This is a genomic window from Tautonia rosea, from assembly GCF_012958305.1.
Classification (GTDB): Bacteria; Planctomycetota; Planctomycetia; order Isosphaerales; family Isosphaeraceae; genus Tautonia; species Tautonia rosea.
In genome coordinates, this window is the sequence record NZ_JABBYO010000007.1 from 208,862 (window position 1) to 222,860 (window position 13,999).

Below are 13,999 nucleotides of genomic sequence, written 5' to 3' on the forward strand. Positions count from 1 at the left end.
TTCATGGCCGCTGCTTGTGCTGGAATCTCATGCGTCACGCTGACATGGTCCACCGCTACACAATCGCCCTGCTGAGCGTCACCCTGGCGTTTGTGCTGAGATGGGCCATTGATCCGGTGACCGACCAGGAGTTCGGCCCCTTTCTTTTCTTTGCCGGAGCCGTGACGGTCAGTGCCTGGTACGGGGGCTTGATGCCCGGCTTACTCGCGCTCGGCCTTGCGGTCGTTGCCTCGGTCGTGGCGTTCTTGCCGCCGATCGGCGCCTTCTGGTTCTCGGATCCCGGAGAATTCACGCCAGTTCTGGCATTTGTGCTTGAAGGTTTGATTATTTGCATGGTCTGTCAGATGTTGCACCAGGCGAGAGCCCGCGCCGAGCGGTCCACTGCCGAGGCACATGAAGCCCTTCGCGCGCGCCGGACAAGCGAAGCCCGATTTCGCCGCCTGGCCGAGTCGGGCGTGATCGGCGTGATCGAGGGGCGAGACGAGTCGATTCTGGAGGCCAACGACGCGTTTCTGAAGATGCTGGATTACCCCCAGGATCAGTTGCACGGACGGGGCCTGAGCGTTGCTGAGATCACCCCTGAGAACGAACGAGCGCAGGACGAGGAGCGTTTTGATCATTTGTTCCGGATCGGCACGCTTCCCTCCTTTGAGAAATCCTACCTGACTTCCGACGGCCGATCGGTTCCGGTGCTGGTGGGGGGGGCACTGGTAGAGCCAGGGGGCCTCGACTGGGTCGCGTTCGTACTCGATCTGAGCCGTCAGAAGGGTGTTGAGCGTGCGCTGGCCCAGGCAATCGCTCGGGCCGAGGCCGCCAACCGGGCCAAGAGTGAATTCCTGGCGGTCCTGAGCCACGAACTGATCACACCGATGAACGTGATCCTCGGCATGAATCAACTGGCCATGGCTGGGCAGAGTGACCCGACCCTTCGCGACTACCTGGCCACGGCTCAGGACTCGGCCGAGGCCCTGCTGGCCTTGCTCAGCGACTTGCTCGATTACTCCTCGATCGAGATCGGCGGTCTTGATCTCGATCCGGCTCCCTTCCACCTGCGGGTGATGCTCGACCGGGTTATCCGACCTCTGACCGACCGAGCCGCCCGCAAGGGGTTGGAACTGACGGCCGAAGTGGCCGACGGGGTGCCGGAGGTACTGGTCGGGGACGTCCGTCGACTGCGACAGATCCTCGTCAACCTGATCGACAACGCGATCAAGTTTACCGAGGCGGGAGCCGTGACCCTGACCATCAGGCTCGACCCGAACGACCGGCCAGCAGCCGACCCGGACGTGGTGAAGGTCTGGTTCGAGGTGGCCGACACCGGCATCGGGATCGACCCGAATGACCGCGAGCGTATCTTCTCGCCCTTCACCCAGATCGACGCCTCGACCACCCGGCCGTACTCGGGGACTGGTCTGGGGTTGTCGATCTGTCGGCAAATCGCCCATTTGATGGGGGGCGAGATCCACCTGGAGAGTATGCCTGGGCAGGGTAGTCGATTTCGGGCCCTGGTCTCGTTGCAGAAAGGGGCCGAGGATGGGCCGCAACCACCGACCTCGCCGCCCGATCTCAATGGGGTGCCGGTTCTGGTCGTCGATCCTCTCCCGTCGAGCCGGACCGTGGCGGAGTCGATCCTGGCCGGCTGGTCGATGCGACCGGTCCTCGCTTCCGACGGCCCGACCGCGCTGGCCTTGCTGACGGAGGCGGCCGATCGGGGAAAGCCGTTCCCTCTGGTCCTCGTCGATGCTCAGATGCCCAGTCTCGATGGGGATACCGTGGCCTCTCGCATCCATCGGGAGCGTCTGGCCGGAGCAACGGTCCTGATGCAATCGCCGACCGACCGCGACCCGGACGCGTCTGAAGGAGCAGCCGTTCCCGAGGTCGAGGCGATTCTGGAGAAACCGATCACTCCCGCTCGGCTGCTCGATGCGATTGTCAAGGTTCTGGAGACCCGACCCCCGAACGATCCCGAGGAGAACCGCACGCCTGGATCGGACACGCCGCAGCCGGGTACGGAGCGCTCCTTGCACATCTTGCTTGCCGAGGACACGCCGGCCAATCAAAAGCTTGCCATGGCCGTGCTCCGGCGCCGAGGCCATCAGGTTGATCTGGCCACTAACGGCCAGGAGGCGGTTGATCTGGCACTCCGATCGCGGTACGACGTGATCTTGATGGACCTTCAGATGCCGGTGATGGACGGCCTTCAAGCCACCTCGACCATCCGAGCCCCCGGCGGATCGATCAATTCCAATGTGCCGATTGTCGCTCTGACCGCCCACACCATGCGCGATGACCGCCATCGGTGTCTCCAGGTCGGAATGAATCATTATCTGGCCAAGCCGATTGATATCCAGGAGTTGGTGAGTGTTGTTGAGTCTTATGCAAGGTCATCGAATGATCGCTCGGATCGGGAGACTTCGTCGGAGGGAATTCCCCGTCTCTTCGGGAACGGCTCGCCACCAGGTGCGATTGACCGGACCAACGTTGGGACCGAGCCCCTGACTCATCTGGGCCAATCGTTGCAGAAACCCGCGCAGGAGAAGCTGGTGAATCAGGATCATGAGCCCGTGTATCACCGTCAGGCCGCTCTGAAGCGTTTGGGAGGAGATGAAGAATTATTCCGTGATATGATCGGATTCTTTCTCGAAGACTTCCCGGAACTGCTCGATCAGCTCCGCCGCGGATTGCTGTCCGATGACGCCAGGGTCGTTGAACGGGCCGCCCATAGCCTGAAAGGACTGACCGCAAGTTGCGGCTCTGGTCCAGCCAGGAAGGCGGCAGGGCGTGTCGAACAGATCGGCCGCGAAAACCGCCTGGCCGATGCCCCCGAAGCCGTCGAGCACCTTGTTGCCGAACTGCAACGCTTGCAAGAGGTGCTCACGGCCGATCGGGACGCAATGGCAAGATGAGTGGAGTGCGCGAATTCTCTGTATGCGCATATGTTGGTTTGATTAAATCAGTGTTGACTTCTTGAATTCAGAAATATGATTTATTGGTGTTTGCGCAATTGGGTTTTTCTTTGAATCCTCGGTGCGAAGTTTGCATGGTGGCAGAGTAACAAGGTCAGGCTTTCGGATCGTCGTTCTCGTCTTCGGCGTCACCCACGACACGGTCGATGGAGATGCCGAGTGATCGGATCTTGTTCCGGAGGCTGCCGCGAGCGATGCCGAGAATCTCTGCTGCGCGGGACTGGTTGCCGCCGGTGCTGGTGAGGACACGACGGATGAGCAGGGCTTCGAGGAATTCGATGGCCTCGGCGTGGAGGTCCTTGGAGCCCGCCTGAAGCCGATCGCGGATGAAGCGGTCGAGGTCGGAGCTGGCCTCGCTGGCCGACTCGGCCGGTTCGCCCCGACGCCCGGTGCGGACGTCCGTTGGCAGGAAGTCGGCAATCAGGACTGGGCCGGTCGACTGGAGCAAGGCCTGGCGTAAGACGCTTTGAAGCTCCCGAACATTGCCGGGCCAGTCGTAGCGCATCATGAGGTTCAGGGCCTCGGGAGAGAGTCCCTGGACCTGCTTGCTCAATTCGCGATTGAAGCGTTTGAGGAAGTGGTCGATGAGAATCAAGAGGTCGTCGCCGCGGTCTCGGACCGGGGGCAGGTTGATGACGAAGCCGTTGAGCCGGTAATACAGGTCGGAGCGGAACTTTTCCTCGGGCATCTTCTCCAGATCGCGGTGGGTGGCGGCGATGATCCGCACGTCGACCTTGATCGTCTTGTTCCCACCGACGCGCTCGAATTGCCGCTCCTGCAAGAGCCGCAAGACCTTGCTCTGCAAGACCGGAGACATGTCGCCGATCTCGTCGAGAAAGATGGTGCCGCCGTCGCACTGCTCGAACTTGCCGATTCGGGTGGTGACGGCGCCGCTGAAGGCCCCTTTTTCGTGGCCGAACAGCTCGCTTTCGAGCAGGCCCTCGGGAATGGCCGCGCAGTTGATTGCCAGGAAGGGGCCGTTGGTGCGTCGGCTGTGCTGGTAGATGGCGCGGGCGACCAGTTCCTTGCCGGTGCCGCTTTCCCCCCGGATCAGGACGGTCACGTCCTGCGGGGCGACCCGACCGATGGCCTTGTAGACCTCCATCATTTTCTGGCTGTTGCCGACGAGCAGTTCCCCTTCGCTCCGCTCGGTCCCGGCATCGGGGAGGACGACGGGCTCGTGCATGAGTCGGCGGATCTCGATGGCCTGGTTGACTTTCTCGCGGAGCTGCTCGACATCCAGCGGCTTGTGGATGTAGTCGTACGCGCCAAGCTTGATGGCCTCGATCGCCGTCTCTCCCGAGGAGAGGCTGGTGATGAAAATGATCGGTAATTTCGGGTCGAGGTCGAAGACCCGCCGATAGAGCTCCAGCCCCGAGGTTTCCGGCAAGAGGATATCGAGCAAGACGACATCCGGCGCATGCTTGCGGATCAGTTCCAGACCTTCATCGGCCGTCGAGGCCGTTTGCACATCGACCTTCAGCGGCTTGAGCGCCTGGCCGACCAGATGCTGAACGGAACGGTCGTCATCGATGACCACGGTGAGCGGCATGGTGAATGTCTCAATCGTCTCGGGCGTCTCCAACCGGTGCGAGGTGTCGGAACCAGGGTTGGAACGCAATGGTTCCGTCACTGGGAACCCCAGGGGAGCGCGGTCCCCATTATACCGGGCCATGGTGCGATTGCGAGCGGAGCCGCCGCCACGGAATCGGCCCCTTGCCGTGGCCGTCCCGCCTCGGCCCGCCGCCTCGGTTGCCCGTTGGTGCGCGGGGCGTTTGCCGCCCGGTGCGCTGCATCGATCGAGGGGGATTGCGCTGATCTTGAGGAATTGCTTAAGGTTGTGGCGATTGCAAGAGATTCGTTTCGGAAACGGGGCTGAGGGGGATTGGCTTCGTTTCGCGCCAGGTTGACTCCCCAGGGGCCAGCAGGTCGCAGGACCGGTTCCGGCAGGGGCCGGGCCGCATCCAGGACCGGTAGACGGCCCCCGGCACGTCCGGGGATAACCCGCCGGTGCGCCGAGAATCGGGGAGGTGTAGATGAGGAATCCTCTTTCGGCAAAAGAGGTTAGGATTGCCGCTGCCTGTTTGTTTCGGGAAACCCGCCGGTGAGGATTGGCTTCGTTTCGCGCGGCGGAAAAGGAGATGGTGTCACGAGTGGAACGCGGAGCCGAGGAGGAATCTCGGGAGCAGGGGGAGCCCGTCATTCGGGGATAAACGGTGAGGGCGGGGGAAGGGGGCCAATCAAGGGGACAAATTGCATTTATGCGTGATTGCGTGCGTGGCTTAGGTCGGTGTTTGGGCCGTCGGCTGACCGTCGAGGAGGAGCCAGTGGGGGTGGGATTGGGCGAGTGAAGGGTTCGGGGGCGGGGTGTCATGGGTGAGGTTCGGGGGGATGAGAGAGAGGATCGGGGGCGCGATCGAAAATCCGGCAATGAAATGATCGGGAAATGGGGGAGGCCCAGTCACTCAATCCGAGGCGTAGAGGTACGATCCGCGCAGGGGAGACGCGTCGCCCGCGGGCCGGGGGCGCACGGCGACGACCCCCGAGCCCCGGGTCCGCGAGGGACGAGGGGTGGGGGTCGTCATTAGTGAGTGGCCCGGATGCAGCGTCGCATCGAGGCCCGATTCAGGGCAGAACGTCAGGATGGGGCGATTCCGAAGGGAGGAAACTCGGAGACGCCCCGTGGGGTCAACGTCGGCGGCGGAGGCGACGCACTCCCAGACCCAGCCCGGCGAGGACCGCGGTCCCGCACAGGGCCAGCGACGAGGGCTCAGGCACAACGCCGTTGGGACGGGCGATGAAGTCGAGGACGTCTGACGAGTTCAGGTCAATCAGCCCCGCGTTATAAGCGAAGCCGTTGTTGCCACCCTTGATGTAGACGTTTCCCCAGACCGGAGCCCGGTTCGAGGTGAAGGAAATGACCAGAGGGGAAAGGTTATCCATGCCTTCGAACTTCACCCCCACGATGGAGGGGCCAGGAGGAAAGCCGGGGTTGCTGCCGCCGGGACCACCAGGATTTTGAGCATTGGCCTCGAACTCGCCGAAAATCAGATCGACGTCGTCCGATGAGCCATTAAACGTTGTGCCGGTTACCGCCTTCGGGTCGACCTGGGGGAAGACGGCGTCGTCAGTAAGGTCGAGGATGATGTGGCTGATCGCGGGTTGATTGAAACCCGTAAAGGTGTAGGTGTACGAGAATGCGGCATTACTGATCTGGGCGATTTCCCACTCGATCTTCAGTGATTTTCCAGAGTAGTCGCTCAGGTTTGGTCCCTGGGACGCGTTGGTCAGGAGGATCAGGTTGTCTTCGGTTCGAGAGCCTGTCAGGTTGGCGGCAGTGCCGTAGACCGGGTCGGCGCTGGCCGCCGAAGCACCCAGCACGGTCATCAAGGTCACAAGAGAAAGCAAGCGGGGGGTCAGCATCAGTGTTTTGACTCGTGGAGCGGTTAAATCAGGAGTTACGCAACCTTGCAACATGAGGGCGCCGTTGTTCCTCGATCCATCGGGCTTCCATCTGCACAGCGCCGTGCATCGACCGACGCCTTCAGTGTTCGGACAAAAACAGGTGAATCAAGACGCGTTGACGCGAAGCACCGGTCGCCCCGGCGGAATGTTGCATGCAGTCAACCCGGCGTAAGAAACGAAACGCCGGCATGATGTCGGGGGGAAACAATGGCTATTCTTGGCGAGATTTTGGACGGATCGAGACGTCGAGCAGGACACCAACGACGAGAGGAAATCCATGCGCTGGAGAAGGGGGAGCGTGAGGGCACGCGATGGCAGAAACGGTAACGGTGGGGACGGGGTGGGGGTGGGGCGGCCGGTTTCCCCTTGGCCTGGAGGTGAAGGGGAGGCAATGGGCTCGACGCGATGGGGGAGTGGTGGAGCCGACGTTCGGGGATCAGCGTGATCGGGAGGGTGGGGAGACGGCGCGGGCGTGGTCGGGGTCGTCGGGGATCATTGAATCAATGGACGAAGTGAGGAGCAGCGCGAACGAGATTCCCGAAACCCGCGGGTCGCGGGAGTGAGTTGGGAGATGGGGAGACCGACGGCCGAGACGATTCCCGTGCTCCTTGAGTCCCTCGACGGCGAGTATTCAAGGGTAGGGGACTGGTCAGGCCTCTCACTCCGGCCTTCTCTGCCCTGTGGACAGGGCAGAGAGAGGCCGAAGGGCGGGTGCGAGGGACGATCGATCGAACAGAAACGTGCGGGCGGCCACGGGAGCGAGCGATCAGGGGCGACCGGGACGCAGGGCAAGGCCGGGCCGATCGCCGGTCGAGCTGCCGGAATCGAGCACGAGACGACCGTTGACGAGAACGTGAGTGATGCCGTCGCAGTACTGGAAGGGTTCGAGATAGGTCGAGCGGTCGATCACCTGGTCGGGGTCGAAGACGGTGACGTCGGCCGCAAGACCGGGGAGCAACAAGCCGCGGTCGGTGAGGCCGACCTTCAGGGCGTTCTGGGAAGTCATCTTGCGAATGGCTTCTTCAAGCGTGAGCAAGCCCTGTTCGCGGACGTAAACGCCCAGCACGCGAGGGAAGGTGCCGAAGTTGCGCGGATGGGGATGGCCACGGCGGAGCGGGCCTGAGATGGCGAGGGCCGAGCCGTCGGAGCCGACCGAGCACCAGGGTTGCCGGAGGGCGAGGGTCATGTCCTCGTCGGTGTGGTGGGCGTAGATGCAGCCGATCGAACCGTTTTCGGCGATGAGGAAGTCGAACAGGAGGTCAAGCGCATCGGGGGCCGGTTGGCGATCGGCGGCGAGGCCGGCGAGGATGACGTCCATCGTCTGCCCCTCAAAGCGAGCATTGGTCGGGCTGAGGCGCTCGGAGATGAGCATGCGCGACCAGTCGCCGCCGACGGCAAGATAGTGGTTGTACCAGCCGGGGATGCCCTTGAGGATGTCTTGCTTGAGCCGAGGCCGGATTTCGGGATCGGCCAGGCGGGTGAGCAGAGCGTCTCGGCCGCCTTCGTGGGCCCAGGGGGGGATGATGCTAACGAGGTTGTTGTTGCCTCGGGTGTAGGGATAGACATTGGCCTGAACGTCGACGCCTCGGGCTCGGGCGGCGTCGATCATGGCGACGATCTCGGGCATCCGGCCCCAGAGGGTCTGCTCGGCGATCTTGAGGTGAATGATGTCGACGGGCAGCCCGGCCTGCTCGCCGATGGCGATGGCCTCGGCAATGGAGTCGAGCACACCGAGCCCTTCGGTGCGGATGTGGGAGGAGTAGATGCCGCCGTGTTTCGCCACCACGCGAGCCAGGCGGACGATGTCGTCGGTCTGGGTGCCGAGCGACTGGGGGTGCATGAGCATGGTCGAGAGGCCGAGGGCGCCGTCCTGCATGGCCTGGTCGATCAGGGCTTCCATGGCCTGGAATTGCTCCTCGGTCGGGCGGTCAAACGAGTCGCCCATGACGGCCTGCCAGATGTTTCCGAGACCGACATACGAGGCGATGTTGATGGCGCTGCCGGACTGTTCGATCGCGTCGAAGTAATCGGCCAGGGTGGAAATGTGAACGGGTTGACCGTCAATGGTCAGCTCAAGAGGCTCGGCGAAGGGGCCGCCGGAGGTGTGCTCGCCGAGGATGTCGGTGGTGACTCCCTGGCGGATTTTCGACTCGGCGGCGCCGTCCTCAAAGAGAACGAAGTCGGAATGCGAGTGGATGTCGATAAAACCCGGGGCGACGATGAGTCCGGTGGCATCGATCGTTCGAGCGGTTTCAGCGTCTTCGGGAATGAGACCGACGGCGGCGATGCGGTCCCCTTTGATGCCGAGATCACCGGCGTACCAGGGGTTGCCGGTGCCGTCGACGATTCGACCACCGCGGATGATGAGGTCGAAGAGGGTGTCGTCGGGCGGACTGGCCGTCACAAGGGACGGAAGCAAGGCAGCGACGGCGACCAGGAGGGAGCGAAGTGCGATCATGGTGGGGCCTCGGTGAGTCAATCAGTAAGCAGCGGCGTGGCGTCGAGAGTCGGGGCAGCCGGCAGCTTCGATCAGGCCGGTGTCGGGGTGGATGCGGAGGACGGTCGGGTTGGAGCCGACCGGGGATCGCGAGGGTTGGATGCGGTGGCCGCGGGCTTCAAGCTCGGCCAGGACCTCGTCACCCACGCGGGGGTCGATTCGGAGCAGGCCCAGCTCGGGGGCGGGCTGTCCGAACGAACCGACGAGGTGCTCGGAATTGAACCGGGGGGCCGTGACCGCCTCGGACGGTGACAGCCCGAAATCAATCAGGTTGGTGAGCATCTGTAAGGTGGATTGATCCTGCGCGTCCCCTCCGGCGACACTGACGGCGATGACGGGCGTCTCATCCTTGAGGACGATTGTCGGGGTGAGGGTAATGCGGGGGCGTTTGCCGGGCTCGATGACGTTGGGGTGGTTCGGCCAGGTGTTGAAGCTTTGCAAACGAGAGCCGAGCCAGACACCAGTCTCACCGGCCAGGACGCCGGACCAGCCGCTTGGGGTGGCGGCGACGACGTTGCCTAACGAATCGGCGACGATGCAGGTGGTGGTGTCGAGTGAGGGGCCATCAGTGCCGATCCGAACGGTTGAGCGCTCAGGATCGAGCCGAGCCTGGCCTGCGGCGGGGTCGCCGGGAATGCGGTCGAGCGAGGCGCGGTCGGGGTCGATCAACGAGCGGCGGGAAGCGGCGTAGTCGGAGTTCAGGAGCAGGTTCAACGGGACGGGGGCATAGAGGGGGTCGGCGTAATACTCGTCGCGGTCGGCGAACGCGAGCTTGAGGGCCTCGGTCTGAAGGTGAATGGCGTCGGGATCGCCAGAGGAATGCGAAGAGAGATCAAACGCTTCCAGAATCTGCAATGCTTGAAGCAAGGCGGGTCCCTGGGTCCACGGGCCGCACTTGAGGATACGGTGGCCGCGGTAGTTGAGGGAGACGGGTTCCTCGACTCGGGTGACGTGGGTGGCCAGATCGGCGTAACGAATGAGGCCGCCGTGGGCGCGGGACCAGGCGTCGATCTCGACAGCGATCGGCCCTCGATAGAAGACGTTGGCCACGAGGCGGAGCCCCTGGCGGCGGTCGGAGGCGGCGGCCTCGGCCTCGATGAGGCGTCGGAGGGTGCGGGCGAGGTTGGCGTGCCAGGGGTGCTCGCCGCGGTCGAGGATCTGAAGGGTTGGGGCGACCACCTGGGTGAAGCTCATCGAGCCGGAACGATCAAGCGCGGTCAGGCAGGCATCGAGGAACGCGGGGACGGCGGCCGATTCGATCCCGGAACGGGGGATGCCTCCTTTGGCCTCGAAGTGTTCCAGGGTGGCGAGTCGAGGGGCGGCTCCTTGACCGGCGATCGATTCGACCACGCCGCGCTCGGCATCATAGATGAGGATGGGAACCTCGCCGCCGAAACAGAACAGGTGAGCATCGGTGACGCTGAGGGCCAGCAGGGTGCCGACGGCGGCGTCGATGGCGTTGCCGCCTTGCTGAAGGATGGCCATACCGGCCTCGACCGACTCGGCACCGCCGGCAACGACCGCCCCGGACTGACCAGAGGCGTGCCAGCCGATCGCGGAATCGGCGGGAGGGCGGGTTGGCCGGGCGCGGTCGTCCTGCGATCGGGCCGAGAAAGGCATGAGGACAATCGCGAACATCAAGACGCGAGCAATCATGGCGAGTATTCCAGGTGAACCGGGAAGGGAAGCGCCGAGTTGAGTCTTACTGGAACCGATTGGAGGCCGGGAGGCAAGGGTCGGGAGCGGTCGTGGATCGGCTCCGTCAGCTGACCTGAGGAGGGTGGGGCCGTTCTGGCCGGGGGGCGGGAACGAGTGTGATCGCGAGGACGGTGTGGAGCAAGCGCGACCGTGACGTGAAGGGCAGAATCGAGCAGGATGCTGCGATCGACGTGTTCTCGGTTGGGAGGGAGGGGCGGTCTGGCTTATTCGAGGTGGGGGCCGGTCGAGCCGGCGGGATATTCGAGCAGGGGGACGCGTCCTTCGGACCAGGCATGAAGGATGGGCTCGACGATTCTCCAGGATTCCTCGGCCTCGTCGTCGCGGATGGAGAGCATGGTGTCTCCCTCGATCACGTCGAGCAGGAGGCGGGCATAGGCGGGGAGTTCCTGGCGGCAGCAATCGGTTGTTAGCTCGACGTGTTCCAGATCGAACGGATCGCCAGGTCCGTTGATGTTGACGCCAAGGGCCATGCGGTCAGGATTCAGTTGAAGGCGAAGGATGTTGGACGGTGGTGGGGATTGCTCAAAGGCGAGGTGCGGGACGGGGCGGAAGCGGATGACAATTTCGTGACGATCGGCAGCCATCGCCTTGCCGGTACGAAGGACGATCGGCACGCCAGCCCATCGCCAGTTGTCGATGTGAAGCGTGACCTGCGCGAAGGTTTCGGTACGACGGTCCGGATCGACTCCTTCCTCGTCGGTATAATTCGGCAGGATGGTATCGCCGACCTGGCCGGCGGTGTAGCGGGCGCGGTAGGTGTGGCGCTCGACTTCGGCGGGGGAGTCGCGGCGGATGGCGCGGAGGACATCGAGCTTGCGGTCTCGGAGGTCGCGGGCGTTGATCGAGACGGGAGGTTCCATGCAGACAAGTGTAAGCAATTGAATCAAATGATTCTGAATCATGTCGCGGAGTGCGCCGGAGCGATCGTAGTAGGAGGCTCGGCCTTCAAGCGCGACGGTTTCGTCCCAGGTGATTTCGATGCGTTCGATGTGGTCGCGATTCCAGAGCATCTCAAAGATGCGGTTGGCGAAGCGGAGGCCGAGGATGTTCTGGATCGTTTGCTTCATGAGGAAATGATCGACGCGGAAGACGGCATCCTCTGCGAACGAGTCGTGCAGCAAGCGGTTGAGTTGCTGGGCTGAGGCGAGGTCGGTGCCGAACGGTTTCTCAATGACGATCCGACTGCCCCGAGGGAGGTCGAGGTCGGAGAGTGTTTCGACGGTCGGGGTAAACAGGCTGGGCGGCAGTGCCAGGTAGGCGATGGCCGGTCCCTTGACCTGATGGAAGACCGAGGAAAGGGCGGCGCGGTCGGTCACGTCGGCCCGGCGATACTGGAGTCGGGCGAGCAGGTTGGCGATGACCTCGGCAGAGGCGTTGGGGACGTGCTGCTTTAGGCGCTCGGCACTGTGCTGGCGAAATTGATCGTCGTTCCAATCCTGACGCGAGACGCCGAGGATGGAGACATCCGGGTCAAGGTGTTCGGCCTGGATGAGATGGACGAGGGCAGGCATCAGATAGCGGGAGGTCAGATCGCCCGCGGCGCCGAGGATGACGAAGTCCGGAGCCATCGGCTCTCCCTTGACTTGGTAGATGAAGTGCTGAATTGCAAGAATGAGGAAACGCTCAAATGGAACCGAGTGCATCGGCGAGCAACGCGCGCCGGCGTCGGGTCTGTGGTTCCTGGCGTTGCAATTCTAGTGCCGTCGAGTCAGGCGAGCGAAGGGGATGGAAAAGGAACCGACCTGGCCTCGATGGCCGGTCCCCGAGGCAAATCGGGGACCGGCGGAAGGGGAGCCGATCAGCCATGCAGCTTGACGGTGACGGTCTTCAGCTCGGTGTAGTGTTCCAGGGCGGCCTCGCCGTTTTCACGGCCCTGGCCAGACATCTTGAAGCCGCCGAAGGGGGTGGTGGGCTCGACGACGTGGTAGCAGTTGACCCAGACGGTGCCGGCCTTAACCTTCTTGGCGTAGAGGTGGGCCTTGTCGATGTCCTTGGTCCAGACGCCGGCGGCAAGGCCATAATGGGTGCGATTGGCACGCTCGACGACCTCGTTGACGTCGTTGAAGGGCAGGACGGTGACGACCGGGCCGAAGATTTCATCACGGACGATGTCCATGTCTTCACGAGCGTTGTCGAAGATGGTGGGCTCGACGTAGAAGCCAGACCCGCCGACGCGCTTGCCGCCCGAGACGACGCGGGCTCCTTGCTTCTGGCCTGACTCGACGTAGCCGAGGATCTTGTCCAACTGCTCCTGAGAGACCTGCGGGCCTTGCTCGGTGTCGGGGTCGAGCGGGTCGCCGATCTTGCGAACTTTGGCCCGCTCGGCCAGGCGCTCGACGAACTCATCACGAATGCCGCGCTCGACGAACAGGCGGCTGCCGGCCGTGCAGCACTGGCCGCCGTGGAAGTAGATGGCGTGGAAGGCTCCGGCCACGGCCTCGTCGAGGTCGGCGTCGGCGAAGATGACGTTCGGGCTCTTGCCGCCGAGTTCGGTGGTGACGCGCTTCAGGGTGTCGGCGGCGTTCTTCTGGATGATCTTGGCGGTGTCGACGTGGCCGGTGAAGGCGATCTTATCCACGTCTGGGTGGCGGACGATGGCGTCGCCGGTGGTTTCGCCCATGCCGTTGAGGATGTTGATGACACCGGCAGGGAAGCCGGCCTCGATCGCCAATTCTCCCAGCTTCAGGGCGGTGAGAGGGGTTTGCTCGGCGGGCTTCAACACAATGGTGTTGCCGCAGGCGAGGGCCGGCCCCCACTTCCAGGCGAGCATCAGGAGCGGGAAGTTCCAGGGGATGATCTGCCCGACCACGCCGATCGGTTGGCGCAGGGTGTATGAGAGGAAGTTGCCACGCACCGGGACCGTGCGGCCTTCGATCTTGTCGGCCCAACCGGCGTAGTAGCGCAGGGTGTAGATGACGCCGTTCAGGTCGCCACGGGCATCGGTGATGGTTTTTCCGCAGTTGAGCGATTCGAGCTGGGCGAGGGCCTCGGCGTCTCGCTCGATCAGGTCGGCGAGGTTGTACATGAGCTTGCCGCGTTCGGCGGCGTCCATCGAGCCCCAGGGCCCGGTTTCCAGGGCTCGGCGAGCGGCTCGGACGGCGCGATCGACGTCGTCGGCCGAGGCTTCGGCTACCTGGGCGATGACCTCGCCGGTCGCGGGGTTGTAGGTGTCGAACGAGCCGCCCCCCTTGGGACTGACCCATTCGTTGTCGATGAGGAGGCGGGAGGCCAGATCAGTCGGTACGCGAGGCGCGGTTTCAAGTCCCTGGGCCATCGGTTCGGTTCTCCCTGGAAAAAGCAAGAGGCAACGTCATCGGGGGAAATTCATCAAGATGCGTCAAACGGCGCCATC

At 63.5% G+C, this 13,999-nt stretch carries 7 protein-coding genes; 1 reads left to right on the plus strand and 6 read right to left on the minus strand.

Annotated features, from left to right (window positions below; genetic code table 11):
- Positions 1–29 precede the first annotated feature (29 nt).
- Complete coding sequence (locus tag HG800_RS14330) at positions 30–2,906, plus strand: hybrid sensor histidine kinase/response regulator (protein WP_169977316.1); 2,877 nt, start codon at positions 30–32, stop codon at positions 2,904–2,906.
- A gap of 154 nt (positions 2,907–3,060) precedes the next feature.
- Here the strand turns inward: HG800_RS14330 and HG800_RS14335 are convergent, their stop codons facing one another.
- The 6 genes from HG800_RS14335 to HG800_RS14360 form a co-directional block, all read right to left on the minus strand.
- Positions 3,061–4,518, minus strand: coding sequence for a sigma-54-dependent transcriptional regulator (locus tag HG800_RS14335; RefSeq protein WP_169977317.1), 1,458 nt, complete (start codon positions 4,516–4,518; stop codon positions 3,061–3,063).
- Between the two features lie 1,136 nt (positions 4,519–5,654).
- Positions 5,655–6,389, minus strand: coding sequence for a hypothetical protein (locus HG800_RS14340; protein ID WP_169977318.1), 735 nt, complete (start codon positions 6,387–6,389; stop codon positions 5,655–5,657).
- An 808-nt stretch (positions 6,390–7,197) separates the two neighbouring features.
- The gene (locus HG800_RS14345; protein WP_169977319.1) at positions 7,198–8,889 is read right to left on the minus strand and encodes an N-acyl-D-amino-acid deacylase family protein; all 1,692 of its coding nucleotides are present in this window, start codon (positions 8,887–8,889) and stop codon (positions 7,198–7,200) included.
- A 21-nt stretch (positions 8,890–8,910) separates the two neighbouring features.
- Complete coding sequence (locus HG800_RS14350; RefSeq protein WP_169977320.1) at positions 8,911–10,584, minus strand: gamma-glutamyltransferase family protein; 1,674 nt, start codon at positions 10,582–10,584, stop codon at positions 8,911–8,913.
- Positions 10,585–10,850: 266 nt separating this feature from the next.
- A complete protein-coding gene (locus tag HG800_RS14355; protein ID WP_169977321.1) occupies positions 10,851–12,215 on the minus strand; it encodes a glucose-6-phosphate dehydrogenase in 1,365 nt (454 codons plus the stop codon).
- A gap of 230 nt (positions 12,216–12,445) precedes the next feature.
- Positions 12,446–13,921, minus strand: a complete 1,476-nt coding sequence (locus HG800_RS14360; protein ID WP_169977322.1) for an aldehyde dehydrogenase family protein — start codon at positions 13,919–13,921, stop codon at positions 12,446–12,448.
- Positions 13,922–13,999 lie beyond the last annotated feature (78 nt).

Bases quoted from the DNA above. Each gene is read 5' to 3' on its own strand.
- HG800_RS14350 (WP_169977320.1), bottom strand. From the start codon at position 10,584: ATGATTGCTCGCGTCTTGATGTTCGCGATTGTCCTCATGCCTTTCTCG.
- HG800_RS14340 (WP_169977318.1), bottom strand. From the start codon at position 6,389: ATGCTGACCCCCCGCTTGCTTTCTCTTGTGACCTTGATGACCGTGCTG.
- HG800_RS14335 (WP_169977317.1), bottom strand. From the start codon at position 4,518: ATGCCGCTCACCGTGGTCATCGATGACGACCGTTCCGTTCAGCATCTG.
- HG800_RS14330 (WP_169977316.1), top strand. From the start codon at position 30: ATGCGTCACGCTGACATGGTCCACCGCTACACAATCGCCCTGCTGAGC.
- HG800_RS14355 (WP_169977321.1), bottom strand. From the start codon at position 12,215: ATGGCTCCGGACTTCGTCATCCTCGGCGCCGCGGGCGATCTGACCTCC.
- HG800_RS14345 (WP_169977319.1), bottom strand. From the start codon at position 8,889: ATGATCGCACTTCGCTCCCTCCTGGTCGCCGTCGCTGCCTTGCTTCCG.
- HG800_RS14360 (WP_169977322.1), bottom strand. From the start codon at position 13,921: ATGGCCCAGGGACTTGAAACCGCGCCTCGCGTACCGACTGATCTGGCC.